This is a genomic window from Phenylobacterium sp. (assembly GCF_035944335.1).
GTDB lineage: Bacteria > Pseudomonadota > Alphaproteobacteria > Caulobacterales > Caulobacteraceae > Phenylobacterium.
In genome coordinates this window covers 1-18,043 of the sequence record NZ_DASZBG010000039.1, presented here as the reverse complement: position 1 = coordinate 18,043, position 18,043 = coordinate 1, and the positions used below count along the sequence as shown (strand labels likewise).

The window sequence follows — 18,043 nt, the reverse complement described above, 5'->3', positions numbered from 1 at the left end:
TCGTTCATCATTTGCCGTCGCCTGCCCACATCGAGTCCCGGGCAGGCCAGCCGGCGGGCGCTGCCAGCATGTGCAGGGGCGACCGCGGCGACATCTGTCGGGGGGCATGTCGCCCTCGTCCTGTAGGACACGATTGTTTTGACATCTGGAACGCAGGCCCGCGCCGATCGGCGCGTGTTGCTCAGCGCTGCTCTTATCGGTTCAGGCGTCGGCCTGGCCCTCGGCGCCGTTTACATGGCGGGCGGGATGGCGCGCGCCGCCACCGACCATGCCCGCGCCGAGCGCGTGGCGCAGGTGGCCGCCGGCCAATTCTCCGAATCCGTGCTGCAGCGCGAAGCTGCCGATCCCGTGGTGCTGCGCATCGCCCAGGCCCACGATCCGGTGGCCGGCGACGGCGACACCGCCGATCGCCAGCTCCAGGCGCTCACCGACCGGCTGCAGGCCAAGCAAGCCCATCCCGAGGCCCTGCAGGCGGCGCGCGACCTCGATTGCCTGACCGACGCCGTCTACTACGAGGCCCGCGGCGAGGATAAGCGCGGCCAGCAGGCCGTCGCCACCGTGGTGCTGAACCGGGTCAAGAACCCGAGCTTCCCCAAGAGCGTCTGCGGCGTCGTCTTCCAGCGCGCCTCGGGCGGTTGCCAGTTCTCCTTCGCCTGCGACGGCTCCATGCATCACGGCCGACGCGAGGTCGACGCCTGGGACGACGCGCGCCACATCGCGGCCCGGGCTCTGTCCGGCTACGTGCTGCGCGACGTGGGCTCGGCGACCCACTTCCACACCATCGACGTGGCCCCCGGCTGGGGTCCGAAGATGCTGCGCGTGGCCCAGGTCGGCCTGCACGTCTTCTACCGCTTCAACCCGCACGCCCGGGATCTCCAGCCGACCGCCGCGCCCGAGCCGCAGCACGCGGTCTTCGCCTCGGCGCCGGCCGGCGAGGTGCCGACGCTGCGCCTGGCCGCCGCCCTGGTGCAGAAGCCCGACGCCCAGACCCCGCCGACGGCCGCGACGGCCAAGCCGCCGATGGATCTGCCCAAGGCGCCGCCCGCTGGCCTCTCCAAGGCCGCCGACCCCGAGATCAAGAGCCAGAAGACCGCGGAGGCATCCGCCTCCTGACGCCTCGGCGCCAAGGCGCGGCTGCACTTAAGCTTGCGTCGTGCGTTTCGGCCTGCAGGAACATGAGGTCTGGATGACTGAGCGCACGCCTTTCGCCCCCAACCGGCACGAAGACGTCAAGCAGCCCGAACGGCCGAAACTGCTCCAGGTGCTGGGCCCCGGTTTGATCACCGGCGCTTCGGACGACGATCCGAGCGGCATCGCCACCTATTCCCAGACCGGCGCCCAGTTCGGCTACAACATGGGCTGGGCCATGCTGTTCAGCTGGCCCCTGATGTGCGCCATCCAGGAGATCAGCGCGCGCATCGGCCGGGTCACCGGCCGCGGCATCGCCGGCAACCTCAAGCTGCACTATCCGCGGCCGGTGCTGGCCTTCCTCGTCGGCTTGCTGCTGATCGCCAACACCATCAACCTGGGCGCCGACCTGGGCGCCATGGCCGCCGGCCTGAAGCTGGTGATCGGCGGACCGCAACTGGCCTATGTGGCGGCCTTCGCCGTGCTCTCGGCGGTTCTGGAGATCTTCGTCCGCTACTCGCGCTACGTCTCGGTGCTGAAGTGGCTGACGCTGGCCCTGTTCGCCTACGTCGGCGTGGCTTTCGTGGTGCACATCCCATGGGGCACGGTGGCCTTCCGCATGGTCGCCCCGCACATCGAGTGGACCAGCGAGTACATCACCGTCCTGGTGGCCATCTTCGGCACGACGATCAGTCCCTACCTGTTCTTCTGGCAGGCCGAGGAGGAGGTCGAGGAGGTCAAGGAGCGGGACGGCGCCAAGCCCCTGGCCCGCGCGCCGCGCCAGGCCGAGCCGGAGTTCGCGCGCATCCGCATCGACACCTACATCGGCATGGCCTTCTCCAACATCGTCGCGCTGTTCATCATCATCACCTGTGCGGCGACGCTCAACGCGCACGGGATCACCAACATCCAGACCTCGGCCCAGGCGGCCGAGGCGCTCAGGCCCATCGCCGGGCCCGCGGCCTTTGCGATCTTCGCCCTGGGCATCGTCGGCACGGGCCTGCTGGCGGTGCCGGTGCTGGCCGGCTCGGCCGCCTATGCGGTGGGCGAGGCGTTCGGCTGGCACGTGGGCCTGGCGCGCAAGTTCAAGCGCGCGCACGCCTTCTATGGGACCATCATCGTGGCGACGGTGGTCGGGGCGCTGCTCAACTTCACGCCTATCGATCCGATCAAGGCGCTGTTCTGGACCGCGGTCATCAACGGCGTGGTCGCCGTGCCGGTGATGGTCATGATGATGCTGATGGGGGCCCGCGTCGACGTCATGGGCCGGTTCACCCTGCCGACCGCGTTGAAGGTCGTGGGCTGGCTGGCGACCGGCGTGATGGCGCTGGTGGTGGCCGCCATGTTCATCACCATGGCGACCGGCGCCTCCTAGGTCCCGCAACCCGGACTTGTGTCCGGATTCAGGGCTAAAATGTCGTTTCGGCCATGGTCGGGGCCTGCCACCCTGCCGGCGTCCCCTTCGACGGATGCCGCCCATGCCCGCGCCCCAGCCGACCCCTCGAACGACGATCGTCATCGCGCTTTATCCCGGCGTGACCCACCTCGACTTCACCGGCCCGCACCAGGTGCTCAGCCGCGCGCCGGATGCCCGCGTGCTCACCGCCTCGCTGGGCGGCCAGGACATCGCGGCCGAAGGGCTGGTGTTCAGCAAGCTCGCGGACCTGGCGGCGATCGAGCGCTGCGACGTGCTGCTGGTCCCCGGCGGCTTCGGCTGCGCCGAGGCCATGCTGGACGAGGCCTTCATGGCCCAGGTGCGTCGGCTGGGCGCCTCGGCCCGCTATGTCACCTCGGTCTGCACTGGGTCGCTGATCCTCGCCGCGGCGGGTCTGCTGGCCGGCAAGCGGGCGGCCTGCCACTGGGCCTGGCGCGATCAGCTGAGGCTGTTCGGGGTGCAGGTCAGCGCGGCGCGGGTGGAGCGCGACGGCCAGGTGATCACCGGCGGCGGCGTCACGGCAGGCATCGACTTCGCCTTCGTGCTGCTGGCCGAGCTCGCCGGCGAGGCCTACGCCCAGCAAATCCAGCTCGCCCTCGAATACGCCCCCGACCCGCCGTTCGACGCCGGCCGCCCGGAAACCGCCCCGCCGGAGATCGTGGCGGCGGTCCAGGCCCGCCTCGCCGCGATCACCGGGGACCGGATGGCGGCGGTGGCCGAAGCCGCGCGCCGTCTGCAGGCGGCCTAGGCCGACGGTCGATGGCATATCCGTCTGCTACACTGGGGCGATGATCGTCATCGTCTCCGGCCCGCCGGGCGCCGGGAAAAGCACCATCGCCCGCAGGCTGGCCGAGACCGCTCCCGGCCCCCGGGCCGTCCACCTGCACACTGACGACTTCTACGCCTACGTCCGCAAGGGCTACGTCGAGCCCTGGAGACCGCAGGCCCAGGCGCAGAACATCACTGTCATGCGCGGCCTCGCCGCGGCCGCCGCGGCCTATGCCTCGGGCGGTTACGAAGTCTTGGTCGACGGCATCGTCGGACCCTGGTTCTTCGATCCGTGGCGGGAGGCCGCCAGCGCTCACCGGCTCGACCTGCGCTTCGTGGTGTTGCGGCCGGACGAGGCGGCAACCGTGGCCCGCGCCGTGGCCCGCGAAGGCCATCCCATGCGCGACGCGGAGGTTGTCCGCTTCATGTGGAAGCAATTCGCCGAGCTCGGTGAACTGGAGCCTCACGCCCTCGACAGCACCCAGCAGGATCCCGACACCACCACCGAGGCCCTTCGGGCCCGACTGGAGATCGGCGAGTTCAGGCTCGTCTGATGCCTCGTCCTGGGCTGGAGGCCCAGGGAGAGCCGCTGCACCGCCCGCCTTGACAGGCAACTAAAAGGTTGCATATTAGAGCCATGAACGACGACGCGGTCTTCGCCGCCCTGGCCGACCCGACACGGCGGCGGCTGCTCGACCGGCTGCACGCGGCGAACGGACAGACCCTGTCCGACCTTTGCGAGGGACTGCAGATGACGCGACAGGCCGTGACCAAGCACCTGGGCGTCCTGGAGGCGGCCCACCTGGTCGCCACCCGCCGCCAAGGCCGCGAGAAGCTGCACTTCCTCAATCCGGTGCCGATCCAGGGCATCGCCGAGCGCTGGATCGGCAAGTTCCAGGAACGCCAGCTGGCGGCGCTCTCCGCGCTCAAGGCGGCGCTCGAAGCCCCGAAGCCCGACTGAACCCCCCAACAACCCCCTCAGAAGAGGAGGCCAAGATGGCCGAAAGCACCTTCATCTACGTGACCTACATCCGCACCACGCCGGACGCGCTCTGGACCGCGCTCACCGACACCGACTTCATTCCGCAGTGGTGGATGGGCGTGCGGACCGAGACGGACTGGCGGGTCGGCGGACCCTGGAAACTGGTGCTGACCGACGGCCGCGTCGCCGACACCGGCGAGGTGCTGGAGTTCGAGCCGCCCAAGCGCCTGGCGCTGAAGTGGCGCAACGAGTTCATGCCCGAGGCCGCCGCCGAAGGCTGGTCGCACTGCCTGTTCGAGCTGGAGCCCCAGGGCGAGGCGGTGAAGCTCACCGTCACTCACTCGATGCCGCGCGAGAAGTCCAAGCTGATCCAGGCGGTCTCCGGCGGCTGGCCGCAGATCCTCTCCAACCTGAAGACCCTGATCGAGACCGGCTCGGCCCTGGTCGCGCAGCGGACGGCGGAGGCCGCGCAGGCCTAGGCCGCTCGGGCGGCGTCGAGGCCGATGTCCAGGACGCTGGCGGAGTGGGTGAGGGCGCCCACGCTGATCACGTCGACGCCGGTCTCGGCCACCGCCCGCACGGTCTCCAGCGTGATACCGCCCGAGGCCTCCAGCACCACCCGGCCCGCCGTCTTCAGCACCGCCTTGCGAAGGTCTTCGAGGCCGAAGTTGTCGAGCATGATCACGTCGGGCATCTCGGCCAGCGCCTCATCGAGCTGGCTCAGGCTGTCGACCTCCACCTCGATCTTCATCAGGTGGCCTGCCGCGGCCTTGGCGCGCCGCATCGCCTCGCCCACCGAGCCGCAGGCCGCCACGTGGTTGTCCTTGATCAGTATGGCGTCATCCAGGCCAAACCGGTGGTTCACGCCGCCACCGCAGCGCACGGCGTATTTCTCCAGCGCCCGCAGGCCGGGCGTGGTCTTGCGGGTGTCGGCGATCCGCGCCTCCGTGCCGGCCACCGCCTCCACATAGGCCCGCGTCAGGGTGGCGATGCCCGAGAGCCGCCCCACGAGGTTCAGGGCCGTCCGCTCGGCCGAGAGCAGGGCGCGCGCATTGCCCTCCACCCAGGCGAGCTGGCCACCGGCCGCCACCGCCTCGCCGTCGTTCGCCAGCAAGCGCACCTCGGCTGTGGGATCGAGCTCACCGATCGCCAGGCGCACGCAGGCGAGGCCCGAAACCACCCCGGGCTTGCGGGCCGCGAACACCGCCGAGATCCGCGCATCGGCCGCGATGCAGGCCTGGGCGGTCACGTCGCCCGCGCGGCCGAGGTCTTCGGCCAGGGCCGCCCGCACCAGCGGGGCGATCAGCAGGTCGGGCAGCGGCGCGACGCTCATTCCGCGGCGAACCGGAATGGCGAGGCGGCGGGCAGGTCCGACAGGCGCACGAAGGTGCGGCGCGGCGCCTTCAGCTCCGGGGCGTCGGCGCGGAAGTGGCCGCCGCGGCTCTCGGTGCGGGCCAGCGCGCAGGTGGCGACCAGCCGCGCGGCGATCAACGCCGGCGCGGTCCCGTGAGCGGCCTCAAGCGCGTCGATCTCGGTGAGCAACCGGTTCAGGCCGGTGGCGTCACGCACCACGCCCGCATCGCGGCTCATGGCCAAGCGCAGCCGCTGCAGGCCCTCGTCGGCCAGCTCCGGCGCGGCGTGGCCGTGCAGGGGCAGGGCGTCGACATCCACCTCGGCCCCCGCGGCGCGGCCGGCCCGGGTCCCGAACACCGCGGCTTCCAGCAGCGAGTTGGAGGCCAGCCGGTTGGCGCCGTGCACGCCGGTCGAGGCGCATTCGCCGGCCGCGAACAGGCCGGCGAGCGTGGTGCGGCCGTCGGCGTCGGCGGCGATACCGCCCATGTGGTAGTGGCACGCCGGCGCCACCGGGATCGCCTGCGCCCGCGGGTCGACCCCGCCGCCCATGCAGGCGGCGAACACCGCCGGGAATTCTTCGGGGAAGCCGGCGCCGACAGCCTCACGAGCATCCAGGAAGGCGCCCCGCCCGGCCTCGCGCTCGGCGTGGATGGCGCGGGCCACCACGTCGCGCGGTGCGAGCTCGGCGTCGGGGTGATAGCGGCCCATGAACCGCTGGCCGTCCGCGTTCACCAGCACCGCGCCTTCGCCGCGCAGCGCCTCGGTGGCCAAGGGCGCCGGGTCGCGGCCGATGTCGATGGCCGTGGGGTGGAACTGCACGAACTCCGGGTCGCCGATCAGGGCGCCGGCCAGCGCCGCCAGCCCCAGCCCGTCGCCGGTCAGCTCGGCCGGCGTGGTGGTCACGGCGTAGAGCCCGCCGATCCCGCCCGTGGCCAGCACCACCGCCGCGGCCGTGATCTCGGTCAGCCGGCCGTCGATCTCGGCGATCACGCCGCGCACCCGGCCGTTCGCATCCTGCAATAGCGCGCGGAGCTTTGCGCCCGTCCGCACCTCGATGTGCGGCGCGGACAAGGCGGCCACCGTCACCGCCTCCATGATCGCCCGCCCGGCCTGGTCGCCTTTCACGCGGGCCACGCGGGCCTTCGAGTGGGCGGCCTCCAGGCCCTGGGCGAAGGCGCCCGCCTCTGTGCGATCGAAGGGCGCGCCGAGCGCCGCCAGGGTGCGTACCGCCGCGGGGCCTTCCTCGGCCAGCAGCCTGGCCATGGCCGGATCGACCAGGCCCGCGCCGGCGCTCACCGTGTCGCGGGCATGCAGCTCGGGCGCGTCGTCGGCCGAAAGCGCCGCGGCCATGCCGCCCTGCGCCCAGGCGGACGAACAGCCGTGGTTGAGGGCCGTGGGGCTCAGCACAAGCACCTTGCGCGGCTGGGCGGCCAGGGCGGCCGACAACCCCGCCAGGCCCGCGCCGACCACCAGCACCCCGTCATGGGGGACCCGCTCCATCCTACTTCGCTCCCTTCAGGAGCTTCGAAGGATCGGACCCTCGGTAGCCTTGGCGAAGGAGGGCCATCAGATCAGCTCCACGTCGACGTGGTGGCGCGCCTTGACCAGGTCGTAGCGGGCCGGCGTCGCCGGTGGCGGCAGGTCGACCATCCGCTGCACCGCCAGCCGCGCGCGCCCGGCGATCGCCGGATCCACCGTCACCTCGTGGCGGCCATGCAGCAGGGCCTGATAGATGTTCTCGAGCGTGATCCGCTTCATGTGCGGGCACAGATTGCAGGGCCGCAGGAACTCGGTGTCCACGGCGTCGGCCGCGACGTTGTCGGCCATGGAGCACTCGGTGATCAGCACCACGCGCCGGGGCTTTCGGGTCAGCACATAGTCGTTCATGGCCGCGGTCGAACCGGCGAAGTCGGCGGCCGCCACCACCTCGGCCGGGCATTCCGGGTGGGCCAGCACTTCGGCGTCGGGATAGGCCTCGCGGATCTCCGCGATGTCGGCGGCGGTGAACCGCTCGTGCACCTCGCAGCGGCCCTTCCAGGCGATGATCTTGATGTCGGTCTGCCGCGCCACGTTGCGCGCCAGGAACTCGTCGGGGATCAGGATCACGCGGTCGACGCCCCACAGCCGGGCGGCCTCCTCCACGACCTGCACGGCGTTGGCGCTGGTGCAGCAGATGTCGGTCTCGGCCTTCACCTCGGCGGTGGTGTTGACGTAGGTGACCACCGGCAGGCCCGGATAGCGTTGCTTGATCAGCCGCACGTCCGCCCCGGTGATCGAGGCGGCCAGCGAGCAGCCGGCCCGCAGGTCCGGGATCAGCACGGTCTTGTCAGGGCTGAGCACCTTCGAGGTCTCGGCCATGAAGTGCACGCCGGCCTGGACGATGATCTTGGCCTTGGATTTCGCGGCTTCCTTGGCCAGGCCCAGGCTGTCGCCCATATAGTCGCCGACCCCGTGGAAGATCTCCGGCGTCATGTAGTTGTGCGCCAGGATCACCGCGTCCTTCTCCCGCTTCAGCCGGTTGATCTCGGCGATGAGCGGGGCCTGGGCGCGCCATTCCATCGGCGTGACGTGGCGCTTAACCCTCTCCCAGGCCGGCGCCGTCTCTTCCTCGATCTGCGGCGTAAAGGCGAACTGGAACCCGTCGGCAGCCATCGGAGCCTCCCTTATGCTCAAACTGAGCATTTCTGGGGTCTAAAAAGACGCCGGGAGCATGGTTTCCGCGGCGTTAGTTATGCTCATTACGAGCAAAACACAGCCAAGACATATAGCCCGAAGGGGTGCGACAGCAAGACCTAACCGCGAATTCACTGGTCGCGCTTGCCGGGGTGAGGCTTATCCCCATATCGGCCGGCCATACGACATGCAGGGGGAAGGTCCTTGTTTTCGCCTGGTTCTCGCGTCAAAGGGCGCGGCCGAGCCGGAAAGACCCCAAGGGCCGTCAACATCTCGTGAGCTTGAACCTCGTCAAATCGTCCGTGCGCCTGGCCCTTGGCTTGCTGGCCACAGCCGCGCTTGCCGCCTGTTCGCCCGGCGGCCAGCGCCAGGCCGCCGCGCCGCAGGCCCGCCTGACCTCCGCCCGCCTGTCGGTGGCCCAGCTGCAGAAACTCGCCGGCGGCGCCGATCCGGCCGCGCTGGGTCTCGCCCAGGGCCCGGCGCCGATCAACCCATTGCCGGCCCCGGGCAGCGTCCAGGCCACCGGCGACCGCGCCGAGCAGCTCAACGCTGGGCGTCCCTTCGCTGGCCTGCCGATCCAGCCCATGCGGCCCTTCGTGCTGAAGACCGACGCGCCGGATCAGGCGCGCGCCGTCCATTGCCTCGCCCAGGCGGTCTATTACGAGGCCGCCCGCGAGCCCCTTAAGGGCCAGCAGGCCGTGGCCCAGGTGGTGTTGAACCGCGTCCGCCACCCGGCCTATCCCAAGTCCGTCTGCGGCGTGGTCTACCAGGGCGCGTCGCTGCCCACCGGCTGCCAGTTCACCTTCACCTGCAACGGGGCTCTGCGCTGGCGGCCGGAAGGCGATCTCTTCGCCCGCGCCGAGGGCGTCGCGAAGAAGGCGCTGGCCGGCTATGTGGACAAGGACGTGGGCCCGGCGACCCACTATCACGCGGCCTATGTCGCGCCCTACTGGGCCCCGACGCTCATCAAGATGACCCAGGTCGGCCAGCACATCTTCTACCGCTGGACCGGCGCCTGGGGCGAACCCGCCGCCTTCACCGGCCGCTACGCCGGCCGCGAGGCCGAGCTGACGCCGGCCGTGCTCAGCAGCAAAGCGCCCACCAGGGCCGAGCTGGCGCCCGAGCCGCGCAAGGTCACCCTGGCCGTGGCCGGCGGCGAGGCCCGCACCTATCAGGTGGCCGATCCCGGCGCCGCGCCCGCCGACGGCGCCCGCCTGCCCGGCGCCCTCTACGCCGCCCGCCGCAAGCCCACCCCCGACGAGATCCAGCGCATCAACGCCAGCCTGGCGGCGGTCGAGGCGCGCATCGACGGCAAGCCCGCAACCGCCAAGGTGGCGCAGGATATTTCTTCCTCCGCTCATTCCGGCGAAGCCGGCGCGAGCTAGGCTGAGAAGGCGCTCGGATAGGCGACCGTCATCGGTCCCTCGAAGGCGCCCTCCACGAAGCCGAGCCCCATGAAGGCTGGCATCCCGCGATAGGGCGCATCGACCTGGGCGGCCGTCTCCGCGGCGAAGCCGAAGCGGCTGTAGTAGGCCGGCTCCCCCAACACCAGGACGCCGGCGGCGCCGAACTGCGGGGCGCTCGCCAGACCGGTCTGCACCAATGATGCGCCAACACCGCGCCGCTGCAGCGCCGGCAAGACCGACAGCGGCGCAAGCGCGGCATAGAGGCCGTCGCGATCGGCCCAGAGCCGGCTGAACATGATGTGGCCGACGATCCGGCCGTCGTCCTGCGCCACCATCTCGAACATGGCGTCGCCGTCCGCGCGCAGCTGCGCCGTCAGCCGCGCCTCGTCGGAGCGTCCGAAGGCCGCGGTCGTCACGGCGTCGATGGCCGCGTGGTCTGCGGGCTGCGCAAAGCGGATCATCGGCGGACCCTAGGCCCTCCCGGACCCTCGGGGGAGCCTCTACCCGCCGCTGGCGAGGCTCAGGGCGCCCATGTCGGCGTCCAGTCGCCTCAGCGGCTCGTCATATTGTTCGTTGCGCCGGGCTTCTGCCGCCAGCCTGCGCCAGCCCTCGCCGATGGTCCGATAGACCTGCCGTTCCGCGGGGTTGCCGGCGCGGGCGGCCATGCGCAGCACGTCCTGCGCCTGGCCAAGATAGCGTTCACTGTCTCGCATATTCGTCCCTCGAACCCTCTCAACCTGTGAGCGGGCGCGCGGGTTTCGAACCTCGGTGCGATTGCCGGCTACCAGACCCCGATCTTCTCGGCCTCGGCGTGGCTGATCGGGTGGTGCGCCGCGCGATGGTCTTCCTCGGCCAGGAAGCGGACGGCCTCCAGCGCCGCCATGCAGCCCATGCCTGCCGCCGTCACCGCCTGGCGATAGATGTCGTCGGTGACGTCGCCGGCCGCATAGACGCCCTCGATCGCCGTCGAGGCCGAGCCCGCCTTCACCTTCAGGTAGCCCGCCGCGTCCATCTCCAGCTGCCCGGCGAAAAGCTGGCTGGCCGGCGCATGGCCGATGGCCACGAACACCCCGTCGCAGGCGATTTCCCGGGCCTCGCCGGTCTTGACGTTCTTCAGCCTGACGCCGGTGACGCCCATCGGATCCTCGGCGCCGGTCACCTCGTCGATGGCGTTGTCCCAGATGACCTCGATCTTCGGGTGGGCGAACAGCCGCTCCTGCAGGATGCGCTCGGCGCGGAACTCGTCGCGCCGGTGCACCACCGTCACCTTCGAGGCGAAGTTGGTCAGGAACAGCGCCTCCTCGACCGCGGTGTTGCCGCCGCCCACCACCACCACCTGCTTGCCGCGGTAGAAGAAGCCGTCGCAGGTCGCGCAGGCCGAGACGCCGAAGCCCTGGAATTTCTGCTCGCTGGCCAGCCCCAGCCACTTCGCCTGGGCGCCCGTGGCGATGATCAGGGTCTCCGCCAGCCACACCTGGCCGCTGTCGGTCTCCAGCCGGAACGGCCGCTTCGAGAGATCGGCCGAGGTCACGATGTCGCCCACGATCTCCGTGCCCACATGCTCGGCCTGCGCCTGCATCTGCTCCATCAGCCAGGGGCCCTGGATGACCTCGGCGAAGCCCGGATAGTTCTCCACGTCGGTGGTGATGGTCAGCTGCCCGCCCGGCTGGATCCCCTGGATCAGCACGGGGTTCAGGAGCGCGCGCGCCGCATAGACGGCGGCGGTGTAGCCCGCGGGGCCGGAGCCCACGATCAGGCAGCGGACGGAACGTTCTTCAGCCATCCCCGTAATGTAGGGGCGATTCTGGAGCGTTGCGATGGAAGACCAAGCGAAGACCTTAGGGCTCGTCGCCGCAGTGGGCGCGGCCGCGGGGGTGGGCGTGGCGCTGGGCCTGGGCCTGAGGCTGTTGGCCATGGGCGCCATGATCGGCGTCGGCGCGGGCGCAGCGCTTGGCCTCGCCACGGCCGCCCGGCGCCGCAGGGCCGCGCCGCGGCTGGTGGGCGTCTACGAGGCGCCGCCGCTCCACTAGCCGGCAACGGCAAAGGGCCGCCCTGGGGGGCGGCCCTGGCAATTCGAACCGGCCTCGTCGTCAGACGAAGTTGCTGACGTCGATGTCGCTCAGCGCTCGGCCGGTCAGGACCACCGCGTCGCCGATCGTGTTGTTGCCGGCCGAGTCCACGAAGATCAGCACGTCGGCGCCGACCTGCACCGCCACCACGTCGTGGGTGTTGGCCGCTATGTCGGCCTGGGCCGCGTTGAACGCGCTCACCGCGTCGGGGGCGGTGATCTCCGTATAGTTGGCGTTGGCGACCGCCGGACCCGCGAAGTGGATCTTGTCGGTCGAATTCCAGTCGGTGACCACGTCCCACAGGCCGTTGGTGGGCGTGGTGTCGCCCTGGCCGAAGACGAACTTGTCCGCCCCGCCGCCGCCGGTCATCACGTCGCGGCCGAGGCCGCCGGTGATGGTGTCGCTGCCCGCGCCGCCGATGATGGTGTCGGCGCCCGAGCCGGCCGTCAGCACATTGGCGCCCGCCCCGCCGGTGATCAGGTCGCCGCCGTTGCCCGCCACGATAGTGTCGTCGCCGTTGCCGCCGTCGATGGTGTCGTGCCCGTTGCCGGCCACGATGGAGTCGTTGCCGTCGCCGCCGCCCAGCGAGTCGGCGCCGTTGCCGGCCACCAGGGTGTCGCCCCCGGTCCCGCCGAACAGGTTGAAGATGCCGTTGCCGACGGTGATGGCGTCGTTGCCGTCGCCGCCGTCGAGGTTACCGTTCGAGGCCGCGCTGGCCGTGATGGTGTCGTCGCCGGCATCGCCGGTGATCGTCACCGGGCCAGTCCCGGCCGTGATCACGTCGTTGCCGTCGCCGCCGTCGACCACGATGGCGCCGCTGGAGGTCGAGCCGTCGAGGGTGTCGGCGCCGATTCCGCCGCTGACGCTGTCGGCGCCGGCGAAGACGATCTTGTCGTCACCGTCCCCGCCGGTGACGGTGTCCGCCCCGGCGCCGGCGTTGATCGAGTCGTTGCCCGCGCCGCCGTCGATGAGGGTCGCGGTCGCCGACAGCGAGCCGTCGATGGTGTCGTCGCCATCGCCGCCGGAGATCGTGCCGCCGCCGCGGAAGGTGATCAGGTCGTTGCCCGTGCCGCCGTCCAGGCTGTCGGAACCGCCCGAGCCCCCGTCCAGCACGTCGTTGCCGTCCTGGCCCTGCAGGGTGTCTCCGCCCGACCCGCCGGCCAGGGTGTCGTTGCCGAGGTTGCCGAGGATGAAGTCCGCGCCGCCGCCGCCGGCGATGCTGTCATCGCCCTGGCCGCCGAGCAGCAGGTCGCCGCCGGCGCCACCCAAGATGGTGTCGTTGCCGAGGTTGCCCTGGGCGAAGTTGGCGCCGGGGCCAACGTCGATCCAGTCGTCGCCCTTGCCGCCGTAGATCACGTCGTCGCCGTTGCCGCCGGAGAGGCTGTCATTGCCGCCGTTGCCCTGCAGCAGGTCGTTGCCGTCGACGCCCGACAGGCTGTCGTTGCCGTCCCCGCCGTACATGCCGTCGGCGCCGGGGGTGCCGACCACGTTGTCGTCGCCCGTCGTGCCCACGTAGAGCATCGAGGTGTCGGCCACGAAGAAGGTGTTGGTCAGGCCGCGGATCGCGCCCGCGCCGCCGGTGTCGTCAAAGGTCTGGGTGTGACCGAGCCCGGAGATGGTGATCGTCGCGCTGCTCGTGGTCGTGAAGCCGTTGAACAGGACGGTGACCTGCGCGGCGGAGCCGGTGGCGAAGAACAGCCGGTCCGAGGCCGTGAAGGCGAGCGCCTGGGCCGGCGTGAGGCTGTCCCAAAAGAAATTCGACACGTGTGCATCCCCAGCTTAGCTACGTCCCCGCCCGGCACCCTGGCTCAGTGAGGTTGCGAAATCCTTGCAGCCTAGGGTTTTATTCGCCCGCGGGGCGAGTAGGGGGCGGCCACGCGCCGCCACGGCGCAGCTTGCTGGCTGCGCCGTCACTCCGGGTTGTCGGCCGGCCTCAGCGAGGGCTCAGCGCCACTCGACCTTGGTGATCTCGTAGGCCTTAACGCCGCCGGGTGTGTTCACCTCCACGACGTCGCCGCTCTCCTTGCCGATCATGGCGCGGGCCAGGGGCGAGGTGATCGACACGCGGCCCTGCTTCACGTCGGCTTCGTGCTCGCCGACGATCTGGTAGCGGGCCTCTTCCTCGGTGTCCTCGTCGACCAGCGACACCGTCGCGCCGAACTTCACCTGGGCCCCCGAAAGCTTGGAGACGTCGATCACCTGGGCGCGCGCCATGCGGTCCTCGATGTCGGCGATCTGGCCTTCGATCCAGCCCTGGCGGTCCTTGGCGGCATGGTATTCGGCGTTCTCGGAGAGATCGCCATGCAGACGCGCTTCGGAAATCGCGGCGATCACCGCCGGCCGTTCGAGCGTCTTCAGACGCTTTAGCTCTTCGTCGAGGGCCTTGTAGCCCTCGGCGGTCATCGGGACTTTTTCCATCAGAGATGAGGACTCGGGTTTCGCCCTAGGGAATATATGTCGACAGCCGGCCGCGGGCGCAGGCGTCCGGGGGCAGGGAAGATAGAATTGTGCGCCGCAAAACTCAAGGGCGCGAGCAACCTTTGCTATTTGAGGCTTTTGGGAGCCCCTGGCGAGCGTCCCGCGCCCCTTGCTAAGTGTCCCATATGGCCCCCGCCGCGCCGCTTCCCTTGCACGCCCTCTCCGCGCCGGACCTCTATCGGCTGGCCGCCCAGCTGCGCGCCGCAATCCGCCCCGAGCCGGCCGAGGCGGCGCTGCGCGAGCTGCTGCGGCGCGAGCCCCAGGACCCCCAGGTCCGCTTCGCGCTGGCCTACCTGCTCCTGGCCCGCGGGGCCTTCGCCGAGGCCTGGCCGCTCTACGAGGCGCGCAGCGACGTCTCCGCCAACAAGATCCGCCGCCCGGCCTTCAGCTTCCCCGAGTGGCGCGGCGAGTCCGTGGGCTCGATCCTGCTGTTCCCGGAGCAGGGGCTCGGCGACCAGGTCTTCTTCGCCCGTTACGCGGCCCTGCTGAGGGATCGCGGCGTGCAGGTGACCATGATCGCCCCGGCGCCGCTCGCGCGCCTGTTCGAGACCCTGGGCGTGGAGGTGATCGCCGGCGCCGAGGGGCTCGCGGTCCCCCGGCGCGACGCCTGGGCCATGGTGGGCTCCCTGCCGCGCTGGCTGGGCCAGCCCGGCCCGGCGGCCTATCTGCCGTCCCAGCCGGTCGGCCCGAAGGGTGTGACCGGCCTCGGCATCGCCGCCCGCGGCAATCCTGACTACGTCAAAGACGCCCAGCGCTCCCTGCCCCCCGATCTGGCCGCCGAGCTCATGGCGCTGCCCGGCGCGGTCAGCCTGCACCCCGAGGACACCGGCGCGCCCGACCTGCAGGCGACGGCCGAGCTGATTTCCGGCCTCGAACGCGTCATCACCGTGGACACCGCCGTCGCCCACCTGGCCGGGGCCATGGGCAAGCCGGTCTTCGTCGTGCTGTCGCACGATCCCGACTGGCGCTGGGGCTGGTCGGGCGAGACCACGGCCTGGTATCCCTCCGCACGGCTGTTTCGGCAGTCCACGCCCGGCGATTGGCGCCCGGTGCTGGACGCGGTGCAGGGCGCGCTCGGCGGCTGACCTCAGCGAACCGGCAAGGGCAGGGGGCCGGGCTCCGGCGGCTTCACCTGCGCCAGGTTGAGGGTCATCGAGACCGTGTCGTAGTAGCCGGCGAGCGCGATCAGATCGATCAAGCCCTGCTCGCCCAGCAGGGCCTTCGCCTCGGCGAAGCGCGCGTCGCTGAGCCGCTTGTCGCGTCGCAGCTCGGTCAGCACGTCGAACACCACCGCCTCATCGGGGCTCATGGTCGCCGGCCGCCGCCCGGCCGCCAGGTCGGCCGCCACCTGCGGCGCCAGCCCCGCCCGAAGGGCCAGCGGATAGTGCGCGTACCACTCGTACTCGGCGTTCCAGGCCCGCGCGGTGATCAGGATGGCGAACTCGTTCAGCCGCGGGGGCACGCTGGAGTGGAAGCGCAGGTACTCGCCCACCTTCTGCAGCCGGTCGGCCAGCTCGGGGCTCCGCAGCCAGGCGTTGAACGGCCCGCCCAGCGACTTGCGCGGCCCCGAGGCGATGGCCTGCGCCGTCTGCCGCTGCGCCGCCGTCATCGCCTCCGGTTTCAAGGTGGGGAACCGCTCGCCGGCGCCCGCCACGCCGCTGCTCGTCACCGACATCGCAAGCACGCCTCCGATCCACCAGCGCATATCAGCCTCCCCGTCGTCCAGGCGGCCAGCTTAGGCCCTAGTCGCTGGCGCTGACGATGGCGCCGTCCAGTTCCTCCGGCCCCGGCGGTTCATAGACGCCCTCGATGAAGTCGAACATGTCCGGCGAGACGTCGATGGCGAAGCTCTCGCCCTTGATCCGGTTGCGTCCCGCCACCCGGGCGCGGCGCACCGCCTGCGGCGCGTCGACGAAATGCCATTGCAGCGGCAACTCCGTCGCCGCCGCGATCTCGCGCACCCGGGCCCGGTCGTCCCGGCGCATCAGCCCGATGTCCAGGATCGCCGAGGTCCCTACCGCGATGGTCGCGGCCGCGTTCGACCAGATCTGCGCCTCGCAGCGCGCGACCCGCTCGACCATCCACTGGTATTCGATGGGCTCGGGCATGTCGGGGCCGAACAGGCGGGCCATCCAGTCGTCCAGGATGAAGGCCACCGCCCGCTCGCGGCGCGCGAAGGCGTGGGCGTAGGTGGTCTTGCCGGCGCCGCAGGGGCCGAAGATCACGTTCAGGGTCGCAGCCATGGCCGCTCCCTAGCGAACCGAGAGGCCCCCGTCGATCACTAGCTCGGCGCCGGTCACATAACGGCTCTCCTCGGAGGCCAGCCACAGCACGCCGTTGGCGATGTCCAGCGGCACGCCCTTCACCCCCAGCGGCACGGCCAGCTGGGAGATGGCGTCGAGGTCCGGCGGCGCATTGGTCCCGGTCGGCGCCACGGTCAGCCAGATCGGGGTCTCGATGATCCCCGGGTGCACCGAGTTCACGCGGATGCCGTCCTTGGCGTTCCCGCACTCCATGGCCACGGCCTTGGTGAACAGCCGCACGCCGCCCTTGGTGGCGCAGTAGCCGGCGAGCGTCGGCGAGCCCTTCAGGCCCGCCACCGAGCTCATGTTGATGATCGAGCCGCCGCCGCCCTGGCGCATCAGCGGGATCGAATGCTTCGTACCCAGGAACACGCCGTCGAGATTCACCGCCGTCTGCCGGCGCCAGTCGGCGAGGCTCATCTCCAGCACCGAGCCGGAGAGCCCGATGCCGGCGTTGTTGACCAGGATGTCCAGCCGACCTTCGTGTCCCGCGATGTCGGCGATCACCGAGATCCAGGCCGCCTCGTCGGTGACGTCATGGCGCAGGTAGCGCGCCTGGCCGCCCGCGGCCGTGATCGCCTGGACGGTCTCCTCGCCCTTGGGGTCCTGCACGTCGGTGATCACCACCGTCGCGCCTTCCTGGGCCAGCCGCTCGGCGCAGCCGCGGCCGATGCCGCTCGCCCCGCCGGTGACCAGCGCCACCTTGCCTTCAACCCGACCGGCCATGCGCGATCCTCCCTGTGCTTGGCCCGAGGCCTAGCGCAGGGTGCGCGCGGCTTCCAGCGCGACCCGACGTCAACTCAAGCTCAGCCCCCGGCGCGGGTTTGCGCGCCCGACCGGCTAGCGCATCCAGCTCGGCGTGTCGGCGCCGCCGCCGGTGTTCACCAGGCCATAGATCAGGCCGATCGCCAGTACGGCGACGGCCACGACCATGGCGATCTGGATCAGCCGTTCGAACTGCTGCGCGCCGTTATGCTTACGGGGGTGATGAACTTCACCATGATGCTCTGAAGACATTAGGCTTCCTCGCAATCCAACAGGGAGGACCAACTGGTCCTCCGCCGAACTGCGACAGGCGCCGCAAGGACGCCGTTCCGGCCGCTCAAGTTCCCCTCAGGAGGTCTTGCCCCCGAAGGGCGATGTCTTCGTCGGGCCGCCGGAGCACGCCCTATCGCCGCCTGCAACAGTCAGGCGATGGCGGCAGGGTGCGCCTCCAAAGAACACCGGTCAATCAATTGGTTGGCTGTTAACGACGTTCCCGACCGGGGTGTGGCGCCGGCGACTCAGGCGCCGGATCGCCCCTCGCCGAGCCGGGCGCGGGCCGCGGCATAGATGTCCGGCGGCGTCGTCCAGTCGTTGGCCACGCCCACCACGGGGCGTCCGTCGACCTGCCCGCGGACAAAGCTGCCCCGCCACGCGCGATCGAAGATCGGGACCTCGTAGCGGAC

Annotated in this window: 21 protein-coding genes; 9 read left to right on the top strand and 12 right to left on the bottom strand. The window is 70.8% G+C overall.

Annotated elements, in window-relative coordinates; all coding sequences use genetic code 11:
• Positions 1 to 246 precede the first annotated feature (246 nt).
• From VGT80_RS06980 to VGT80_RS06955, 6 genes are all read left to right on the top strand, one after another.
• A complete protein-coding gene (locus VGT80_RS06980; protein WP_327454192.1) occupies positions 247 to 1,113 on the top strand; it encodes a cell wall hydrolase in 867 nt (288 codons plus the stop codon).
• Positions 1,114 to 1,186: 73 nt separating this feature from the next.
• A complete protein-coding gene (locus VGT80_RS06975) occupies positions 1,187 to 2,503 on the top strand; it encodes a divalent metal cation transporter (protein WP_327454190.1) in 1,317 nt (438 codons plus the stop codon).
• Positions 2,504 to 2,606: 103 nt separating this feature from the next.
• Positions 2,607 to 3,311 (top strand): DJ-1/PfpI family protein, encoded by a 705-nt coding sequence (locus VGT80_RS06970; RefSeq protein ID WP_327454188.1) that lies wholly within the window; start codon positions 2,607 to 2,609, stop codon positions 3,309 to 3,311.
• Between the two features lie 40 nt (positions 3,312 to 3,351).
• Positions 3,352 to 3,885, top strand: a complete 534-nt coding sequence (locus VGT80_RS06965) for an AAA family ATPase (protein WP_327454186.1) — start codon at positions 3,352 to 3,354, stop codon at positions 3,883 to 3,885.
• An 83-nt stretch (positions 3,886 to 3,968) separates the two neighbouring features.
• Complete coding sequence (locus VGT80_RS06960) at positions 3,969 to 4,292, top strand: metalloregulator ArsR/SmtB family transcription factor (protein ID WP_327454184.1); 324 nt, start codon at positions 3,969 to 3,971, stop codon at positions 4,290 to 4,292.
• 35 nt (positions 4,293 to 4,327) lie between these two features.
• Positions 4,328 to 4,792 carry an SRPBCC family protein gene (locus VGT80_RS06955; RefSeq protein ID WP_327454182.1) on the top strand — a complete coding sequence of 155 codons (465 nt, stop codon included), beginning with the start codon at positions 4,328 to 4,330 and terminating at the stop codon, positions 4,790 to 4,792.
• On the opposite strand, the gene nadC is transcribed toward VGT80_RS06955, so the two are convergent.
• From nadC to nadA, 3 genes are all read right to left on the bottom strand, one after another.
• Positions 4,789 to 5,646 (bottom strand): carboxylating nicotinate-nucleotide diphosphorylase, encoded by an 858-nt coding sequence (gene nadC / locus VGT80_RS06950; RefSeq protein WP_327454180.1) that lies wholly within the window; start codon positions 5,644 to 5,646, stop codon positions 4,789 to 4,791. The two genes, VGT80_RS06955 and nadC, sit on opposite strands and share 4 nt — an antisense overlap.
• On the bottom strand, positions 5,643 to 7,166 hold the full coding sequence (locus VGT80_RS06945) for an L-aspartate oxidase (RefSeq protein ID WP_327454178.1): 1,524 nt from the start codon (positions 7,164 to 7,166) through the stop codon (positions 5,643 to 5,645). Before VGT80_RS06945 ends, nadC begins: the two co-directional genes overlap by 4 nt.
• A gap of 66 nt (positions 7,167 to 7,232) precedes the next feature.
• Positions 7,233 to 8,348, bottom strand: a complete 1,116-nt coding sequence (gene nadA / locus VGT80_RS06940; protein WP_327454176.1) for a quinolinate synthase NadA — start codon at positions 8,346 to 8,348, stop codon at positions 7,233 to 7,235.
• Positions 8,349 to 8,641: 293 nt separating this feature from the next.
• Between nadA and VGT80_RS06935 the strand changes: the two genes are divergently transcribed.
• A complete protein-coding gene (locus VGT80_RS06935) occupies positions 8,642 to 9,724 on the top strand; it encodes a cell wall hydrolase (protein ID WP_327454174.1) in 1,083 nt (360 codons plus the stop codon).
• On the opposite strand, the gene VGT80_RS06930 is transcribed toward VGT80_RS06935, so the two are convergent.
• The 3 genes from VGT80_RS06930 to trxB all read right to left on the bottom strand — a co-directional run bounded on the left by VGT80_RS06930 (position 9,721) and on the right by trxB (position 11,528).
• The gene (locus VGT80_RS06930) at positions 9,721 to 10,206 is read right to left on the bottom strand and encodes an N-acetyltransferase (protein ID WP_327454172.1); all 486 of its coding nucleotides are present in this window, start codon (positions 10,204 to 10,206) and stop codon (positions 9,721 to 9,723) included. The genes VGT80_RS06935 and VGT80_RS06930 overlap by 4 nt on opposite strands.
• Before the next feature lie 39 nt (positions 10,207 to 10,245).
• Positions 10,246 to 10,458: a hypothetical protein gene (locus VGT80_RS06925; RefSeq protein WP_327454170.1), complete on the bottom strand. Its 213-nt coding sequence runs from the start codon at positions 10,456 to 10,458 to the stop codon at positions 10,246 to 10,248.
• Positions 10,459 to 10,526: 68 nt separating this feature from the next.
• A complete protein-coding gene (gene trxB / locus VGT80_RS06920; protein ID WP_327454168.1) occupies positions 10,527 to 11,528 on the bottom strand; it encodes a thioredoxin-disulfide reductase in 1,002 nt (333 codons plus the stop codon).
• Positions 11,529 to 11,562: 34 nt separating this feature from the next.
• On the opposite strand from trxB, the gene VGT80_RS06915 reads away from it, so the two are divergent.
• Complete coding sequence (locus VGT80_RS06915) at positions 11,563 to 11,775, top strand: hypothetical protein (protein ID WP_327454166.1); 213 nt, start codon at positions 11,563 to 11,565, stop codon at positions 11,773 to 11,775.
• 60 nt (positions 11,776 to 11,835) lie between these two features.
• On the opposite strand, the gene VGT80_RS06910 is transcribed toward VGT80_RS06915, so the two are convergent.
• Both VGT80_RS06910 and greA read right to left on the bottom strand, forming a co-directional pair.
• Positions 11,836 to 13,578 (bottom strand): calcium-binding protein, encoded by a 1,743-nt coding sequence (locus VGT80_RS06910; RefSeq protein ID WP_327454164.1) that lies wholly within the window; start codon positions 13,576 to 13,578, stop codon positions 11,836 to 11,838.
• Positions 13,579 to 13,758: 180 nt separating this feature from the next.
• Positions 13,759 to 14,232: a transcription elongation factor GreA gene (gene greA, locus VGT80_RS06905; protein WP_327454162.1), complete on the bottom strand. Its 474-nt coding sequence runs from the start codon at positions 14,230 to 14,232 to the stop codon at positions 13,759 to 13,761.
• A gap of 185 nt (positions 14,233 to 14,417) precedes the next feature.
• Between greA and VGT80_RS06900 the strand changes: the two genes are divergently transcribed.
• Positions 14,418 to 15,377, top strand: coding sequence for a glycosyltransferase family 9 protein (locus tag VGT80_RS06900; protein ID WP_327454161.1), 960 nt, complete (start codon positions 14,418 to 14,420; stop codon positions 15,375 to 15,377).
• A 2-nt stretch (positions 15,378 to 15,379) separates the two neighbouring features.
• On the opposite strand, the gene VGT80_RS06895 is transcribed toward VGT80_RS06900, so the two are convergent.
• From VGT80_RS06895 to VGT80_RS06880, 4 genes are all read right to left on the bottom strand, one after another.
• A complete protein-coding gene (locus VGT80_RS06895; RefSeq protein ID WP_327454160.1) occupies positions 15,380 to 15,997 on the bottom strand; it encodes a carboxymuconolactone decarboxylase family protein in 618 nt (205 codons plus the stop codon).
• Between the two features lie 37 nt (positions 15,998 to 16,034).
• A complete protein-coding gene (locus VGT80_RS06890) occupies positions 16,035 to 16,535 on the bottom strand; it encodes an ATP-binding protein (RefSeq protein WP_327454159.1) in 501 nt (166 codons plus the stop codon).
• Between the two features lie 9 nt (positions 16,536 to 16,544).
• Positions 16,545 to 17,321: a glucose 1-dehydrogenase gene (locus VGT80_RS06885; RefSeq protein ID WP_327454158.1), complete on the bottom strand. Its 777-nt coding sequence runs from the start codon at positions 17,319 to 17,321 to the stop codon at positions 16,545 to 16,547.
• A gap of 114 nt (positions 17,322 to 17,435) precedes the next feature.
• Positions 17,436 to 17,612, bottom strand: coding sequence for a hypothetical protein (locus VGT80_RS06880; RefSeq protein ID WP_327454156.1), 177 nt, complete (start codon positions 17,610 to 17,612; stop codon positions 17,436 to 17,438).
• Positions 17,613 to 18,043: the final 431 nt, after the last annotated feature.